We start from the raw sequence: 17,352 nt of genomic DNA, 5'->3' as shown, positions 1-17,352 counted from the left end.
AGTCTAGGCAATGACAAACATTTCTATTTTTGGTAAGGGGAATATGGCTCAAGCTCTGCAGGCCCGCTATGAAGAAGCTGGTCATACAGTTACTCTAATCGGTCATGAAGCAGATGCAGTTTTAGGGTCTATTGTGATACTTGCAGTACCATACTCAGCAGTTGAAGATATTCTGGCAAAATATGCTGATTCTTTGGAAAATAAAATTTTAGTTGATATTACTAATCCTTTAAATTTTGCAACATTCGATGATTTGGCTGTTCCGTCAGATAGTTCGGCAGCAGCAGAAATTGCAAAAAGGGTGCCAAAAGCAAAGGTTGTGAAGGCTTTTAATACCAATTTTGCAGCTAGCCTTACCAGCAAAAAAGTAGCAGATACAGCTGATACGACAGTTCTGCTAGCAGGTGATGATGCAGCTGCTAAAGCAGAGTTTACAGATGCACTGACCGGTTCCGGCTTAACTGTTTTGGATGTCGGTAGTCTTAAGCGTGCACGTGAGCTTGAATCATTTGGATTTCTCCAATTGGCTTTAGCTGTCCAAGAAAAAATCTCATTCACTGGCGGTTTTGCCCTTTATAAGTAAAGTTCTCTAAAAGAAAAACTCTATGTGATATAGAGTTTTTCTTTTTAAATTGAATCGGACATAAAATGTTCATTTTTTAACTGTAACGCTGCCGGTATTCTGAAGGAGTACATCCGATTTTCTTTTTAAATTTGGTATAAAAATAGGAAAGATTTGGGTAGCCACAGTCAAAGGCGATATCAGAGATAGAATCCTTTCCAAAAATCAACCTAATCTGAGCTTCTCCTAATCGACAGCTGGCTATATAGTGATTAATTGTGTAGCCAGTGTATTTTTTAAACTGTCTGGATAGGTGGAAAACACTGATATGGAAGGTTTCTGCCAAGGAATTCAAAGAGAGATCTTCTTTAAAATGATCGTCAATGTATTTTCTGATTTCCCAGATAGCATTTTCACGTTTATTTGCAGTTATCAGACGGTGTCCTTCTGTTTTATAGGTGATAATCTGGAGAGCAGAGGATAGAAGAGAATTGACGTGATTTATGCTTGGGGACGGATTCTTTAAAATTTCATTAAGCATTTCACGAAAAATAGAATCTATTATTTTCTGGTGCCGACCTGTTGGTATGATAGGCCAAGAGTCATTTGACAGCAGATAATTTTCTTCCATTCCTTCAAGTTTTAAACCCTTGATATTAAGACAAATTTCTTCAATTGAGTTGGCGACACTGGATTTTTCTGCATGGGGGACTGATGGATTTTTAATGATGAGATCACCAGCCTGAACATCATAAAGTTTACCATCAATATACAGTTTGGTTTTCTCCTTTAAAAAGATAGGAGATTTCCAGTGTATCTGCATGGGCATGCAAATTAAAGGTCCATGCGCCTTCTTCCTGTTCCTGAATATAGTAAAGGTTTGTTAGATATGGGCTTCCTAATGAGGAGGAGGGGAGCTGTTTTTTTAAATCACAAGTGTAGATGAACATGCGAGCCTCACTTTCACTTTTAGTATATTCCTTTTTGTCAAAGTGAGCAAGAAATAAAATAAATAAATTCACTTATAAAATATAAAGGTCTATAAAATAAGCTTTCATGGGCTTTCTGAAACAAAAGCAAGCAATCTTTTAGAATAGTTTTAGTGCAAAAAATAGAATATACTATAGGTGAGCGAAAGCTTAAATAAAATGTATCAAGGATGGTAATGTTTATGGCTAAAGATGGATACAAGCAAATGGCCGAACAAATTATTGCAGAAGTTGGGAAAGATAATATTTCCAATGCAACTCACTGTATGACACGTCTGCGTTTAAATCTCAAAGATCAGTCACAGATTAATGACGAGAAGGTTAAAGCGATTAAGGGTGTGATAGGGGTTAATCGTGCCGGAGAACAGTACCAGATTATTATTGGTCAGACTGTGGATAAAGTTTTTGCAGCTTTTACTGATTTAACTGGTTTGGCTGTTAAATCAGAATCGGAAAACAGAGATAAGTTAAAAGAAAAATTAACAGTCAAATCTGCTTTTTTAAAAGCCTTAGATTATCTGTCAGGCAGTATGACACCTCTCATTCCTGCTATGATTACAGCAGCAATGTTTAAGACCATTCAAGTAGTTGTCGGACCGGAATTACTGGGTCTGGTCAGTGCAGAAAGCGACTTTTACCTCTTATGTGGTTTTCTTTACAGTGCTTTCTTCTACTTTCTGCCAATTTTTTTAGGTTTCACTGCGGCTAAAAAATTGGGTGCCAGTCAGATTATGGGCTTATATGTCGGAGCACTTTTAGTTGTTCCGGAATTGGTTCAACTGGATGGTCAAGGTTTTACTGTTTATGGTCTTATTCCGACAACTATCCACAACTATTCTCAAACTGTCATTCCAGCGGTTTTAAGTGTATGGGTGATGTTTTATGTGGAAAAATTTTTTAAAAAGATAATTCCGGCTGTGCTATCAACCATTTTTGTTCCTTTCTTAACGATGTTCATCATGACACCGCTTGTACTTGCCGCGCTTGCTCCGCTGGGTAATATTTTAGGCGGCTGGATTGGTAGCGGTCTGATTGCTTTTGGTGGAATCGGAGGTTTCTTAGCGGTTGCTGTCGTTGCTGCTCTTTGGGAATTGTTAGTCATGACCGGCATGCATATTGTCTTAATTACTTTTGCTTTAACCAGTCTTCTTACTAATGGTGTTGACCGTTTTATTATGGTAGCAGCTATTCTTGCTACTTGGGCAACATTTGGATTGGCTTTAGGAGCGGCGCTTAAAATTAAAGATAAGGAAGAAAAAGCACTTACCTTTGGTTATGTTATCAGCGGTATTGTTGGCGGAGTGACTGAGCCCACTATTTACGGGGTCATGCTCAAATATAAGCGTACCATTATTACCCTAGCTTTAGGCGGTGGTTTAGCAGGTGCTTATGCTGGTTTAACCCATGTTGGTTTGTATGTTGCCGGCGCTTCGAATTTTCTCAGCGTTGTCGGCTATTTTGCCGGAGGAATGGCTAATATTATTAATGGTTTTGTAGCAACGGGTCTTGCTTTTTTTGGAACTGCTTTTTTGACATATTTCTTTGGTTTTGAAAAAGAAAGTCAGCACGTCAGTCCATCGGTGTCAGAGAAGACACAAACTATTACAATTACCAGTCCCTTGGCCGGTAATACTGTAAAACTTGCTGATGTGGAAGATGACGTTTTTGCATCTGGCATGATGGGCAAGGGTATTGCTGTTGAACCATCTGAAGGGGCTGTTTTCGCACCGGCCGATGGAGAGATAAGCGTTCTCTTTCCTACTGGTCATGCAATTGGTTTGACAACCGATGACGGAGCTGAAGTCCTTATTCATATTGGTATGGACACAGTAACGCTTGATGGTCAAGGATTTACAACATATGTGACTATAGGTGATAAGGTAAAAAAAGGACAGAAGTTAATTGATGTTGATCTTGAAGTCGTTAAAAAAGCTGGGCTCAGCAGCCTTACACCGATTGTCGTTAGTAATACAGATGCATTTGAGAGTGTTGTGGCAACAACTGAAGATGATGTTTTACCAGGAAATTTCTTGCTAAAATTGATTAAATAAGGAGAGCTTATGCCAAAAAAATTACTGTTACGTGCAGATGACCTCGGTTATTCTGAGGCGGTTAATTACGGGATTGAAAAAACCATCAAAGCTGGTCTTATCCGCAGTCTGGGAGTGATGGTTAACATGCCGGCTACCCAGCACGGTGTTGATTTAATCAAAGACTGTGATTTGGCTCTTGGCGTACATACTAACATTTGTGCTGGTAAGCCTTTAACGAATCCTGCGCTTATTCCAAGTCTGGTTGATGAGAATGGTGACTTTAAATCATCGAAAGTATACCGTTCTGCTAAGGAAGACTTTGTTGTCTTTGAGGAAGTGGTCTTGGAAATTGAAGCACAGTACCATCGTTTTGTGGAGGTTTTCGGCCGGCAGCCGGACTATTTTGAAGGGCATGCGGTAGCTTCAGAAAATTTCTTTAAGGGATTGGAGCATGTGGCAGATAAATACCATTTGAAATATTCCGGTTTTTCTATGGGAGGAGCTCCCCTTAGGATAGGCCAGTCACAGGTCCAGTTCAATATGGAATCGATGGCGCCAGATTACAATCCTTTTGATATGTTAAAACGTATGGTGGCAAAGGCAGATGAGGAAGTGGTCCAGCTGGCTGTTTTTCACCCCGGTTATCTTGATGATGACATTCTAACGCACTCCAGCCTAACCATCCCTCGAACACAAGAAGTTGCTGTGCTAACAAGCCCTGATGTCAAACAATGGCTGACCCAGCAAGATATCAGCTTGATAGACTACAGAGATCTGTGAGCTAAATTTAAGAAATCGGTCAATTTATATTAGTAAAAATGTTTGACTAATTATCCTTCTTATTTTAAAATATAACAAAAACCACCTGTAGTAAGAGGACCTGTCATGAAGTTTATTTATTATAGTCTGACTGCCGAGGAGGCTCTTCATTTACACTTCTGGTCTGAAGGGCAGTACTCTGTATTTAGCTTAACTGCTGACTATGAAATATTCAGAGAAAAACTTACTTGGCTGCTGGAAAACCAAACTTACTATAAAATTTCTTACCGCGGTGCCCATATAGAAAAACCAATACTTACAGTAGTTAGTACTTTAATATCTAGGGGATTGACAGCTAAAAATATTAGTCAAAAAGTCAAAGTACTTAAAGAATTGATAGGATCTCCCAGTCAGCGTTTAAGAAATGTACTGGCTGATACAGGTGCTGACTATTATTCTTTTTACTTAGAATTACTGACCCATCCGCTTATGTTAGATATTGAGACCTTCGATGGCCGAATCTACCATAACAGTTTTGACCGTTTGGAAATTCAGGCACAACTACGCCCTGCTAGGACAGTCAAAGACTATCTGATGCACTTAGAATTAATCTTTCAAACAAAAGCATTTCAAAAGGTTTTCCAGCAAAAGAATTATTTGCTGCAAGAATTTTCGGGACAGTTTTCGATTCCTGTTAATCTGACAACAACTGATGCTCAGCTGTCAGAATCTTTTTATACACAAAAAAAGCTAAGAGATGCTGCTTCGGTTTTTATTCCTCAGAAATACCTGCCTTTCACCTATTTTTTAAAAGGGAATCTTGAACAGCTTTACTATACTTATCAAAGACCTAATCCTAAACAGGCTATCAGAAAAAAGTTTGGCAAAAACGGTGCTCTTACGCAACTAGGAAAATTTGTTATTTCATCAGGAGCTTCCGCCCCTATTGGATTTCAGATTGAGCCATTTGATCCTAAAAAGAATTGGAGTAATCAAATTAAAGTGAAACACTTTGATTATGCCATTCGGCTTGACTTGACTCATATTCAGGCAAGTATTATGCAGCATACGGTAAAAGATGCTTATTTTCAGCAGCAGGTGGCAAAAGTTTTGACAAAATGGCGGAGCGAACCGGATAAACGTCAGGCTTTGAATCGGCTCTTATATCCGATTCAGGGAAGTATGGATACTTCTTTTGACCACCATTTGCACACTCCGCATTATGCTTATAGTATGCGCATAACACATAATCTCCTCTTGGTCGGTCTTTTGACAACATTAGTTGAGGAAGGCATGTCCCCGATCAGTCTTAATAATGAAGTGATTTTTCTGGAAACACATCATTTAAATCAAAAACGTTTCGAGCAGCAGCTGCAAACCTTAGACAGCTACTTTGAGTATCGCATTGTTGAAAATTTGTTGATTAAAGATACTAACAATTATACCTACTTTGATAGTCGGGAACAAAAACAGGTTTTTAGAGGATCTTCATTTAATCATTATGAGGGTGCTGATGTGGCAACTAATTTGGATGCACCGCCGATTGTGGATGCTGTTTTGCGTCGTATGATTATTGAATTGGGGAAATTTGATGCCTCTGTGATTTCAGTTTATTTGGCAGATTTTATCCAAAAAGAGTCGTTAGAACATATCAAAGAATACTTTATGCTTCCTTTGTATCCTTTAAAGAATCGCCGGCAATTTGTGTTTAAAAATGCTTGCTGTCAGGAAATTTTGTCTGCGAAAGCCTTCTTTGTATCACAAAGTAAGGAAGCATGGGATTACAGGCGGCTGTATGTCAGTAAAAAAGCAGTCAGCCAAGAAGCGGTCTTTTTTAAAAAATACGGCATCAAGCCGGATACACCTTTAAAAGAAGTGGCTAACAGCCGACTGCGCATAGAACCGATAGACACTTTATCTGCAGAGAAACTCGATTTAGGCTACTATTCGAAATTGATTGCTGATGAAATGGCATTATGGGAGGTGAGTGAATGGCGATGACACATTTGGAATTTTTTAGGTCACTAGATTTTGATGATGGACTGGCCGTAGTGACCAAGATTTTTGAACGTTTCCCTCTGCAGTACGGGACAACACTTGGTTTGGACGGCTACCCGCAGATTCGTCCGCTAGAATTTAAATTTGAGGAAGACGGTGTCTTGTATTTTGATACTGTGACCTTCTACAGTTCATATAGAGAAATGCGAACGCATCCCTATTTGCAGCTTTGTATCGGTGAGCAGGAAACGATGACTTACCTGCGTCTGGGCGGAAAGGTAAACTTTACGAAAGACAGGCGAATTATTGAGCGCTGTTTTGAATCCAGTCCAGTGTTAAGCTCACAATTTGGTGACCAGCCTGATAAGGTTATCGCTTACTATTTGACTGAAGTTTGGGCAGAATTTCAATCATTCTCTCCCAATTTATCAGCCAAACGCTATCTTTTAAAGAACAAATATGATGCTTAAAAATCAAACACGGCCTAAACGCTGCGGGAAAAAGCCTTGTCAAATATCGAACTGATTTCACAGTTAGGCAGTCGTAAACGTCTGAAGGCTTTGCAGTCTTAACAGCCTGCTGCACCCTTCTAGCCGTCCTAGCAGAGGTGCGTCTGCGAAATCGAAGATTTCGGACTTACCGTCATTTTCATACGGATTTTTTAACGGGCTTTGTATCTTGTTATAATTGAACACGCCCTAAGCTCTTTGCAAAAAAGATAGCCCTCCCTAGAGTCTTTAGTGACTCGTCGGTCAGGCTCCTATTTTTGCTGTGAGCTTTAAACGGCCTTTGTATCTTGTTATAATTGAACACGCCCTAAAATCCTAGTGAAAAAGATGACATCCGTCGCGACGCGAGTCATCGTTCGTCTGTCCCTATTTTCATACGGATTTTTTAACGGGCTTTGTATCTTGTTGAAGGAGAAAGTTAATGAAAGGAAAGAAACGTATTTTAGGGCTTTTGCTGCTTATCATAGGAGTAATTGGCGGAGGGTTGATTTGGTTTAGACAGTCAGCCCGAACTTCTCAAAGTGAGACGACTATCAGAATAGGGTCTAAAGATTTCACAGAAAATCTGGTTGTGGCTGAAATCTATGCTTTAGCACTGGAAGATGCGGACTATAAGGTTGAACGTGTCGCTAATATTTCAAGCTCTCTTATCCATGAAACAATTCTTAATGATGAGATTGACCTTTATCCTGAATATACGGGGACAGGGTTATTAACCATTTTGGGAGAAGAACTGGAAACAGATCCTGAAAAAGTGTACGAAACCGTAAAGAGACAGTATGAGGAGCAGTTTCAGCTAACTTGGCTGGATTACGCAGAGGCTAATGACAGTGCCGGACTGGCTATTCGCAAAGAAACAGCTGATAAATACAATATCAAGACTATTTCAGATTTGCAAAAAAATGCTGGAAATATCCGTATGGCTTCACAGGGTGAATACGAGGAGCGTGAGGACGGTCTGCCGGCGCTTGAAAAAGTCTACGGAAAATTTAATTGGCAGTCTTCAAAAGTTTATGACAACAGTTTGAAATATCAGGTCCTTGAGAACAATGAGGCAGACGTGACGCCTGCTTATACAACTGAAGGCCAGCTGGCAGAGACTGATAAGTTTCTTATTTTAGAGGATGACAAACATGTTTGGCCGCCCTATAACTTAGCTCCTGTTGTTCGGGACACTATTTTAGAAGCAAATCCTGAAATTAAAACTATTTTAAATAAATTGTCAGCACGTTTAGATACTGAAACCGTCACAAAACTTAATGCTCAAGTTGATGTCGAAGGAAAAGAGTATGTTGATGTGGCAAAGGATTTTTATAGTAGTATCAAATAAAGGAGGATTATATAATGGAAATTTTATTGGATAAACAAACTGCTGTTATTTTCGGTGCAGGGCGGGGAATCGGTCAAGCGATGGCCCAAGTTTTTGCTGAAGCTCAGGCAACGGTTTATGTGGCAGATATTATGCTTGAGAATGCACAGATTTTAGCCCAAGATATTGTTGACCAAGGCTATAAAGCTGTAGCTGTATCCTGTGATGTTTCAGATTATGAATCGGTTGATGCTGTTTTAGAAAAAGCAGAAAAAGAAACGGGACGATTGGATATTATTATTAACAATGCAGGGATAGTGACTCTGGATTCCTTTTTAGAAACCAGCCAAGAAGATATTCAGAAATTGTTTAACATCAATTTGCTTGGAGCAAATAACGGAATGCAGGCAGGAATTAAGCGAATGAGGAAATATGATAAGGGTAAAATTATTAATACCTCATCATTTGCAGGACGTCATGCTTTACCAGAAGGATTTTCTCATTATGGTATGACTAAAGCGGGCATCATTTATTTGACACAGGCAGGAGCGTATGCTGGAGCAGATTATAATATTAATGTTAATGCTATTTGTCCTGGGATTATCCGCTCACAAATGTGGGAAAAAATTTTAGACAGTTATGCCCAAGCCGGGCAAGACAAAGAAGAAGCTTGGAGAACAAGCCTGAAACATTTTATCCCTCTTAAAAGAGGCGATCAGAAGCCGGAAGATATTGCATATACGGCTCTGTTTTTAGCTTCTGACCTGGCTGACTATATCACCGGGCAAGCTATTAATGTCGATGGCGGCGCTGCAATGAACTAAATAATTATAAAATAAAAAGAGGAATGGATATGAAAGAAAACAGTATTATGTATTTGGTAGAAGCTAAAGTTGATGAAAAAGACCTATCATCCTTAAGAGAACTGATTAAGAAAATGGTTGATCATACGCGTGAAGAAGAAGGAGCGCTCACTTATCACTGGTCAATCAAAGATAATATAGTCCATACAATTGAACACTATCGTGATAACGAAGCCGCAAAGATACATCTGGACGGTTTCACACAGCATTTTGCAAAAGATTATATGAATCTTGTTGAGGTAAGAGCCTGCACGGTCTACGGACGCCCAAATGCTGAGGTGAAAAGAATTCTCGATGGTTTTGGCGCGGTTTACAGAGAAACGATTGATGGTTTTGTCAGATAAGCAATTGAAAGCGAAAGAAAAAGGAGAAAAAATGGTAAAAACAGCGATGGTAACGGGGGGAGCACAAGGTATCGGTGAGGCTATCTCAAAACGTTTGGCAAAGGACGGTTTTGCGCTTGCAGTTGCTGACTTGAATATTCAAAAGGCTGAGGCAGTTGCTGAAGCTATCAAGAGGGACGGCGGCCATGCACTGGCGGTTCAGGTTGATGTAGCAGATCGTGACAGTTTCTTTTCGGCGGTTAGAACAACTGCTGAAATTTTAGGTGGGCTTGATGTTCTGGTAAATAATGCTGGCATCGCACCAGGGACACCAATTGAAGCAGTCGGGCTAGAACAATTCGACCAAATATTTCATATAAATGTAGCTAGCATTGTTTGGGGGACACAGGCTGCCTTAGAACAATTTGAAAAGAAAGAGCGACAAGGCACAGAAATCATCGGCAAGATTATCAATGCCAGTTCACAAGGTGGCGTAGTCGGTAATGCCGGCGCCTTTCTTTACAGCAGTTCTAAATTTGCTGTGCGCGGTTTAACGCAGGTTGCCGCTAAAGATTTAGCTGCAAAAGGAATTACAGTGAATGCTTATGCACCCGGAACTGTTAAAACACCAATGATGCTGTCGGCGGTCGAAGATCTTGCCAAAGCTAATAATCAGACTGAGGAGTGGGCGTTGCAACAATTCAGTCAAACGATTACTTTGGGACGTTTGTCAGAACCGGAAGATGTGGCAGCAGGTGTGGCTTTTTTAGCAGGGTCAGACTCTGATTATATGACCGGTCAAACACTTGAAATTGACGGCGGAATGCAGTTTCATTAAAAAATTATAGTCAATGCTGCAGTCGTCTTTAACGAAAGGAAAAAGAAATGATCGGATTAGAGGAAAATAAGTTAAAAGCAGTAGGCTGCAGTTATTCCTTAGTCAATCGGCATCATGGACCAGTCATCTGTGTCACTAAAGATAAGACTATCACAGAAGATGATGAAGCGACCTATGTCAAACTGTCAGACAATCATTTTCATAACGGTATCATTGAAGCTGATGTTCTAAGCCGGCTGTTACCTGATGCTCCTGACCATGCCCGTGGTTTCATTGGGATTGCTTTTAGAATTGCTGCCGATGATTCGATATTTGAAGCTTTTTATATTCGTCCTACAAATGGCAGATCTGACCTGCAGCTGCGGCGAAACCGTGCAACACAATATTTTTCCTATCCTCATTTTAAATATATGCACTCAAGAAGGTCACACCCTGGGGAATATGAAGCTTATGCGGATATGACTTTAGATGAATGGATTCATTTAAAAATAGCTGTTCAGGGAAGCAAAGCGCAATTTTACTTACATCATCAGGGACAGCCTACCCTGATAGTTAACGATTTGAAACATGGTGACAGCAAAGGCCAAGTTGGGCTTTGGGTGGATGTGGGGACGGAAGGCTTCTTTAAAAATGTAAAAATAATTCCTCTATAATGTTGTAATAAAGGGGAAAGTGGGCATAGGGGAGAGTTAAGATGAAACAGACAGAAAAATGTCTATTTTTAATTCATTATTTATTAAAAGAAAACAGGGCTTACAGTGATATTGAGATTCCTGATAGTAGTGAAGCGCAAAAAACTCTTCTTCGAGCTCTTTTAAATGTCAGACCTCCTCAGGCTGTTTCCGATGAATTTTTGGCTGTTGAAGACAGCTATTTGCAGACAGAATTGCTGCAAAAAGGAGTGATAGCAGTTGATGATCTTTCTCCTCTCCAGCCCCAGCTCTACCTTTGGCGGGGAGATATCACCAGGTTTAAGGCAGATGCTATTGTTAATGCAGCTAACAGCCAGATGCTAGGCTGTTTTCTGCCTAACCATTCCTGTATTGATAATGCTATTCATACTTTTGCAGGTATCCGTCTGAGACAGACTTGCAATAGACTTATGGTGGAACAGGGGCATTTAGAAAGAACAGGACAGGCTAAAATAACGCCGGCCTATAATCTGCCAAGTCAGTATATTATCCACACGGTGGGTCCGATTGTAAATCAAAAGCTTACAAATCGCAATCGAGAAGCATTACGTTCCTGCTATCAGTCTTGCCTGTCAATGGCTGAGCAGCACCATTTAAACAGTCTTGTATTTTGCTGTATTTCAACGGGGGAGTTTCTTTTTCCAGCTGAAGAAGCTGCACAAATTGCAGTCACTGCTGTCAAACATTTTTTACAGAAAACCGGTAGTTCAATAAAAGTGGTGTTTAATGTTTTCAAAGAAAAAGATGAAAAAATCTATGGTAAATTACTCCAAAACTCTTAAAGAGGCTGGCCGTCTTTTACAAAATGCAGAAGCCGTTTTAGTGGGAATAGGTGCCGGTATGTCTGAATCTGCTGGTTTAACTTACTCAGGAGAACGCTTCACGCGTTATTTCTCAGATTTTAAGGAAAAATACGGTATTACTGATATGTATTCCGGAGGTTTTTTTCCTTTTGCCAGTCAAGAAGAGTACTGGGCTTGGTGGAGCCGACATATCTACTATAATCGCTTTGCTGTTGATGCTGGGGAGCCTTATCTTAATTTATTAGAATTACTTAGGGATAAGAATTACTTCATTTTAACCACCAATGTTGATCACCAAGTCCAAAAAGCTGGTTTTAATAAAAAGAAGCTTTTTTATACCCAAGGAGATTATGGATTATTTCAATGCTCCGTTCCCTGCCACCAAAAAACATACGATAATAAGGATGTCATTCTTGAAATGATTAAGAAGCAGGAAAACATGGCTGTTCCTAGTGATTTGATTCCTTATTGTCCCAAATGCGGTGCTGTGATGACTGTTAATCTGCGTTCAGATGACCGTTTTGTTGAAGATCTTGGCTGGGAAAATGCTAAACAGCGTTATGGAACATGGCTGGAAGCAAATGTCAATAAGAGAATCATCTATTTGGAATTAGGTGTCGGTATGAACACTCCTGCCATTATTAAATATCCTTTTTTGAAATTGACAGCAGCAAACAAACAGGCAAAATTTTTGACAATCAATAAAACCTCTTTTCTCTATCCTGCTAAAGTTAAAAAACAAACCCTTCAGCTGGTTGGAGACATTGGAGGTATACTTTTGGATTTTTTGGATCAATAATGCCATTTTTGCACCCTAGAATCTATATATTGCTTATTGTAGGAGGCAATCAAATCTGTTTGAATCGTTTTAAATATCTCTATATTCTTATTTTAATCTGCAAATCAGTAAAACGATACTTATACTGCTGACTAGCTATTCTGCTTGCAAAAAATTTTATTAACGTCTTATAAAAAAATAGACATATAGCGACTGGTTAAAAATTATGATAGAATAGGAGTAATTAAAAATTGGAGGAGATCTTATGGCAACAAAAGAAGAGTGGACCAGTTTGTTTGAGACAGTAGTCGGCCGCAAGCCCAGTCCGCAGGAATTTATGAAGGCAAAAGAGACCGGTTTTGATCCGACTAAGATTATTGAAATATCTGGAACGAAGCAGGACAGTAATGTACAGCACCCCCAAAAAACTTCAGTGGGAAATGCGGGAGTTCCGTCTGATAAGAAGGACAAAGAAAAAATTGTTTTGCCGATTATTTCATTGGTGATTTCCGGTCTGTTCTTACTGCTGACCCTGCTGACACCTTGGAAGCTTATCTTTACGTCCTTAGCTTTGCTGGCTGTTATTATGGCTATGGTGCTGCTGATTGTCAATTGGAAAAAGCCAAAGAAACATCTGACCTTTATTGCTTTTGCGGTATCTATCCTTGCTTTTGCGGTCAGTCTGGGCGTGACAGCCTACACGACTTTCAGCAGCGACTGGTTTAAGACTGTTACCAAGGAGCCTAATCGTGATAAAGATACCGACAAGGATGACCTTGATGATGACGAGGAAGACAGCACGGACATCAATGATTATATTGATAAAGATTATAAGTTTGACTGGAGCGAGTCTGACTTTCTGTCTCTGAATGTTTACTCTGTTTCATCAGACAAAAGCGGTGACAAGGTTAAAGATATTCTTAAAACCTATGGCAAGGCGAGTGAGGCTCGAATCAGCGATAATAATCTGTATTTAACTTATAAAGACAGCAATAATTCTAAAATAGTTGATCTGGCGTTCAGCCGAAGAGACGGAATCTACACACTGGCCTACGCTCATGCCTATGGTTTTACTGATAATATTAAGACTGATTCAAATTATAAATCAACCTGGAAACAGTCTGATTTTGATGATTTAAAAGAGGCTTCAGATTCGGACCTGACAGCAGGCAGCAAGTGGACAGATATTCAAAAGAAATTTGGCAATCCTGAGTCAGCTGTAGAAAGTATTTCTAATTACGGTAATGGTGATGGCTTTGAGAAAACCTTGGATGTTACCTACAGCGATTACTCAGCTTCCGGAGACTATTTATCCTATGTCAGCCTTGATTTTAAAGAAGAAGACGGCGTTTATTATTTGACACACAAATACACTAGCGGAGCTTAAGCCGTTTTTTGACATAAATGATGAGACAGCTTAACGGTTTAAACGAAAAAGCTGCGATTTGAACAGCACCCCTAAAGTTAGATTTCTTGTCTAACTTTAGGGGTGCTGTTTTGATGAAATTTAGCTGCTGGAAAGAACTGACCGGTTTATTGCTCCGAAATTATGATAAAATAAAGATGATTAAATGAGGGAAGGGAGATCTTATGGCAACCAAAGAAGAGTGGACGGATTTATTTGAAACAGCTGTCGGCCGCAAGCCCAGTCCGCAGGAATTAATAAAGGCAAAAGAGACCGGTTTTGATCCGGGCAAGATTATTGACATTGCCGGAGGCACTCAGGGGAATTCCGCAGAGCAGTCAGCATCTGTCAGCTCTGATAGGAAAACGGGTGAAAAGAAAGTTTGGCCGATGATTGCTCTGGCAGTTTCTGGACTTTCTTTGCTCTTGGCTCTGCTGACACCTTGGAAGCTTCCCTTTGCGGCAGCAGCTTTGATAGGAGCAGCTTTTGCTGCAGTCTTGCTGTTTTTCAACTGGAAAAAGAGGAAAAAAACTTGGCTGCTTATTGCTTTTACGCTATCTGTCCTTGTCTTTGCAGCCGGATCGGGTGTGACAGCTTATACCTATTTTAACAGCAGTTCTCAAACGACTGTCGGACGGCTCAATAAAGATCAAAACAAGATGAATGCCTCCAAAAAGGACAGCGGCAAAAAAGTTAAAGAGAAAAAAGAGGAGGACAGCGATGATGACAAGGAAGACAGTGCAGACATTAATGACTATATTGACGGAGATTATCAATTTGACTGGACCGAGTCTGACTTTCTGTCCTTGAAAGTTTATTCCATTCATGACAGCAATAGAGGGACTAGAATTAAGACTATTCTCAAAACTTACGGCAAAGCAACGGAAGGCCGAATGAACGGTGACAGTTTGTCCTTGACTTATTTCAATGGAGATTATAGTTCTTTAAAGGAAGTTGAGCTGCGTTTTGTTCGAAAAGACGGGATTTACAGTCTGGACAAAGCAACAGCTGAAGGCCTTTCAAATAATACTGTCACGATAAAGAAAGATTATCGGGCGAACTGGACGCAGTCTGATTTTGATGCCCTGCAAGAGGCCCCTGAAGCTCCCAATTCGGACTTAACAGTAGGCAGTAAATGGACAGATATTCAAAAGCAGTTTGGAGACCCGCGTTTATCGGATCAAAGAATCGTTAACTTTGGGGACGGTGAAGGATTTGAAAAACAGCTGGATGTAACTTATCTTGATTACTCAGCTTCTGAAGGCTTCCTGCCTTATGTCCATCTTGACTTTAAAGAAAAGGACGGAGTTTACTACTTAACCCATAAATATGCTAAGGAGTAGGCGCTCTTTGAGCTAAAAATGCAAAGCTAAAATTCACTGGCAGTATAAGGAGAAGGCTCTTTTAAACTGCTGAAAAAAAGATTTCTATGGCATAGCCTTCTGTTTATGGTTAGCCTTTTAACCTGCAAACTGCAGAGCCGGGGAGAAACCCTGGCTCTTTTGCCTTTTCTTTAACGTGTGCTCTTTCTCAGCATGCTGATAAGCCATTTTTTTCTTTGAGCTGTCTAAAATATTATCACTTACTGGTTTTTTCGGTATCACTGTGCTATACTGATAACCATTAAAACGAATTATCTACAGGGAATAAGGAGCAGGCTATGGCTAAAAAGAAAAGTTTAAGCAGACCGGCTAAAGTGTTTTGGGGACTGCTGGCTGCAGTTGTCATCGCTATCACAGGAATTTGGGGGTATAATCGCTATATGCAAAAGAAAAAGGTTGACCAGCTTTATCAGCACGGCTTTCAGTTGCTGGAAGAACAAATCGCCACTTATATTAAAGAGAACTATTCCGGTGTCAGTAAAATCGAGTTCTCACCAATTTTTATATCTGGTGATGGCCAGCATTCATTTCTAAACCTAGATGTGGTGCCAGTGGTATATGATGAGTACGGAAATCGTGCTTTGTTAGGGAGAAAAATAGGAAACACTATGTATGGTAGGTACGGGTTTCCAACAGATTTTTATGTACTAGAGTTAGGAAGTGATGCTGAAGAAATTATTTATTTGGCAAGTTCAAGATCAGGCGAAGAGATTGATGTGTCCGATACAATTATTCTTCCTGAAGAAGCAAAATTGGGGACTGCTCCAGCTCTAGATGACAATATATTCGCTTTGATTGATAATAATCAACTAAAAGGGATAGAAAAAAATTCAGAAGGCAGTCCAGATGTTGAGATTGTTTATAACTTGGAGATAAAGAAGGGAGACTATGCTCAATGGCACTGACAGATAGTCAAATACAACAAATACAAGGGAATATAGATTATTCTAAATGTGAAATAGGTCAGGCTGTCAATGTAGGTACAAAAAGTAAGCCTGTTTGGTATGAAGTTATCCATGTTGAGGACAGTACAACCGAAGCGGTAGCTCTTGCACCTTGTGCTGATGCAAACTGTACAAACACCGACTACAGCCAAACCACCATTGTGGTGGCCGGCACTCAGCTGGTTGGCAAAGAAGGTTTTGGTGAGGATGCCTGGAATTCCACTAAAAATGTAATCGAAGCTCGAAGCGGGATGACCCCGCAGGTGGACGATATCTCCGATTTTTATGATAGCACAGCTGCCAAACTGGAAAAAGACCATGGCGGCGGGACCATTTCCAACATGTCCGGCTTCAGCCAGTCGGGTCCGGCAGTTGCTAAAGTAGCCGCAGCGCATCAGGTTCCCAAAATCACCAACTTCATGGACTGGGCAGCCAGCAGCGCTCTCTATTCTAAGGCTAATCCTAAAGGCATAACCGCTGAGGAGAAGGCTTGGCTGGATCAGCACGCCACCATTTATATGGATTCGACCAGAGATGTGACCTATCTGGATAGGAAGAACCATGGGAATATTCCTTATGGCAAGAAATATATTGTTGAAAGAAGGCAATTTTTTATCAGTTAAACTGTTTGCCTTTTTATTTATCCTATGCTATACTAACAACAATTAAAACGAATGAATAGTGTTGTCTCAAAAGATAAGGAGCAGGCTATGGCTAAAAAGAAAGGATTGAGCAGACCAGCTAAAGTGTTTTGGGGACTGCTGGCTGTGGTTCTCATCGCTATCACAGGAATTTGGGGGTATAATCGTTATATGGCAAGAGAAAAAGTGAATCAGCTTTATAAACATGGTTTCAGACTTTATGAGGAACAGATAGCTACTTATATCAAGGAGAATTATTCCGGTATCAGTAAAATCGAGTTTTCACCGATTTTTGTGGATGGAGACGGACGGTTTACGATGCGAACAGTCAATGTCGTACCAGTAATTTATGATGAAGAAGGAAATAAAGCATATTTAGGGAGAAAAGTTGAAAGCATACACCATGTAACTTATGGTATTGGAGCAGACTTAACTTTGCAGTTTGACAGTTTCGGAAATGAAATTATAGAATTAGTCGGTCAAGAAGGTGTTATTGATGTTTCTAATTACGATGAGTTACCAGA

At 40.0% G+C, this 17,352-nt stretch carries 18 protein-coding genes; 17 read left to right on the top strand and 1 reads right to left on the bottom strand.

Annotated features, from left to right (window positions below):
- The first annotated feature begins 10 nt into the window (after positions 1 to 10).
- Positions 11 to 583 (top strand): NADPH-dependent F420 reductase, encoded by a 573-nt coding sequence (locus AB3329_RS07505; protein WP_368395231.1) that lies wholly within the window; start codon positions 11 to 13, stop codon positions 581 to 583.
- A gap of 76 nt (positions 584 to 659) precedes the next feature.
- On the opposite strand, the gene AB3329_RS07500 is transcribed toward AB3329_RS07505, so the two are convergent.
- Positions 660 to 1,391: a helix-turn-helix domain-containing protein gene (locus tag AB3329_RS07500; RefSeq protein WP_368395230.1), complete on the bottom strand. Its 732-nt coding sequence runs from the start codon at positions 1,389 to 1,391 to the stop codon at positions 660 to 662.
- 342 nt (positions 1,392 to 1,733) lie between these two features.
- On the opposite strand from AB3329_RS07500, the gene AB3329_RS07495 reads away from it, so the two are divergent.
- From AB3329_RS07495 to AB3329_RS07420, 16 genes are all read left to right on the top strand, one after another.
- Positions 1,734 to 3,602, top strand: a complete 1,869-nt coding sequence (locus tag AB3329_RS07495; RefSeq protein WP_368395228.1) for a glucose PTS transporter subunit IIA — start codon at positions 1,734 to 1,736, stop codon at positions 3,600 to 3,602.
- 9 nt (positions 3,603 to 3,611) lie between these two features.
- A complete protein-coding gene (locus tag AB3329_RS07490; RefSeq protein ID WP_368395227.1) occupies positions 3,612 to 4,364 on the top strand; it encodes a ChbG/HpnK family deacetylase in 753 nt (250 codons plus the stop codon).
- A gap of 105 nt (positions 4,365 to 4,469) precedes the next feature.
- Positions 4,470 to 6,344 (top strand): hypothetical protein, encoded by a 1,875-nt coding sequence (locus AB3329_RS07485; protein ID WP_368395225.1) that lies wholly within the window; start codon positions 4,470 to 4,472, stop codon positions 6,342 to 6,344.
- Complete coding sequence (locus AB3329_RS07480) at positions 6,335 to 6,811, top strand: pyridoxamine 5'-phosphate oxidase family protein (RefSeq protein ID WP_368395223.1); 477 nt, start codon at positions 6,335 to 6,337, stop codon at positions 6,809 to 6,811. The genes AB3329_RS07485 and AB3329_RS07480 overlap by 10 nt, the downstream gene beginning before the upstream one ends.
- A 460-nt stretch (positions 6,812 to 7,271) precedes the next feature.
- Positions 7,272 to 8,180 (top strand): glycine betaine ABC transporter substrate-binding protein, encoded by a 909-nt coding sequence (locus AB3329_RS07475; RefSeq protein WP_368395222.1) that lies wholly within the window; start codon positions 7,272 to 7,274, stop codon positions 8,178 to 8,180.
- Between the two features lie 14 nt (positions 8,181 to 8,194).
- Positions 8,195 to 8,983 (top strand): SDR family NAD(P)-dependent oxidoreductase, encoded by a 789-nt coding sequence (locus tag AB3329_RS07470; RefSeq protein WP_368395220.1) that lies wholly within the window; start codon positions 8,195 to 8,197, stop codon positions 8,981 to 8,983.
- A gap of 29 nt (positions 8,984 to 9,012) precedes the next feature.
- Positions 9,013 to 9,366: a putative quinol monooxygenase gene (locus AB3329_RS07465; protein WP_368395218.1), complete on the top strand. Its 354-nt coding sequence runs from the start codon at positions 9,013 to 9,015 to the stop codon at positions 9,364 to 9,366.
- Positions 9,367 to 9,397: 31 nt separating this feature from the next.
- On the top strand, positions 9,398 to 10,183 hold the full coding sequence (locus tag AB3329_RS07460) for an acetoin reductase (RefSeq protein WP_368395216.1): 786 nt from the start codon (positions 9,398 to 9,400) through the stop codon (positions 10,181 to 10,183).
- Between the two features lie 47 nt (positions 10,184 to 10,230).
- Positions 10,231 to 10,836, top strand: coding sequence for a hypothetical protein (locus AB3329_RS07455; protein ID WP_368395215.1), 606 nt, complete (start codon positions 10,231 to 10,233; stop codon positions 10,834 to 10,836).
- Between the two features lie 41 nt (positions 10,837 to 10,877).
- Positions 10,878 to 11,657: a protein-ADP-ribose hydrolase gene (locus AB3329_RS07450; protein ID WP_368395213.1), complete on the top strand. Its 780-nt coding sequence runs from the start codon at positions 10,878 to 10,880 to the stop codon at positions 11,655 to 11,657.
- Entirely contained in the window at positions 11,632 to 12,477 is an 846-nt protein-coding gene (locus AB3329_RS07445; protein ID WP_368395211.1) for an SIR2 family NAD-dependent protein deacylase, read from the top strand. The genes AB3329_RS07450 and AB3329_RS07445 overlap by 26 nt, the downstream gene beginning before the upstream one ends.
- A 244-nt stretch (positions 12,478 to 12,721) precedes the next feature.
- On the top strand, positions 12,722 to 13,843 hold the full coding sequence (locus AB3329_RS07440) for a hypothetical protein (RefSeq protein ID WP_368395294.1): 1,122 nt from the start codon (positions 12,722 to 12,724) through the stop codon (positions 13,841 to 13,843).
- Positions 13,844 to 14,046: 203 nt separating this feature from the next.
- Entirely contained in the window at positions 14,047 to 15,204 is a 1,158-nt protein-coding gene (locus tag AB3329_RS07435; protein ID WP_368395293.1) for a hypothetical protein, read from the top strand.
- Positions 15,205 to 15,521: 317 nt separating this feature from the next.
- Positions 15,522 to 16,148: a hypothetical protein gene (locus AB3329_RS07430; RefSeq protein WP_368395209.1), complete on the top strand. Its 627-nt coding sequence runs from the start codon at positions 15,522 to 15,524 to the stop codon at positions 16,146 to 16,148.
- A complete protein-coding gene (locus AB3329_RS07425; RefSeq protein WP_368395207.1) occupies positions 16,139 to 16,810 on the top strand; it encodes a hypothetical protein in 672 nt (223 codons plus the stop codon). Before AB3329_RS07430 ends, AB3329_RS07425 begins: the two co-directional genes overlap by 10 nt.
- Positions 16,811 to 16,897: 87 nt before the next feature.
- A partial coding sequence (locus AB3329_RS07420; RefSeq protein ID WP_368395205.1) for a hypothetical protein occupies positions 16,898 to 17,352 on the top strand: 455 nt, incomplete at its 3' end.

It is taken from the genome of Streptococcus huangxiaojuni (assembly GCF_040930515.1).
GTDB classification, from domain to species: Bacteria; Bacillota; Bacilli; order Lactobacillales; family Streptococcaceae; genus Streptococcus; species Streptococcus huangxiaojuni.
Note: the sequence above shows the minus strand (reverse complement) of the source record. Positions and strands in the feature narration are given on the sequence as shown.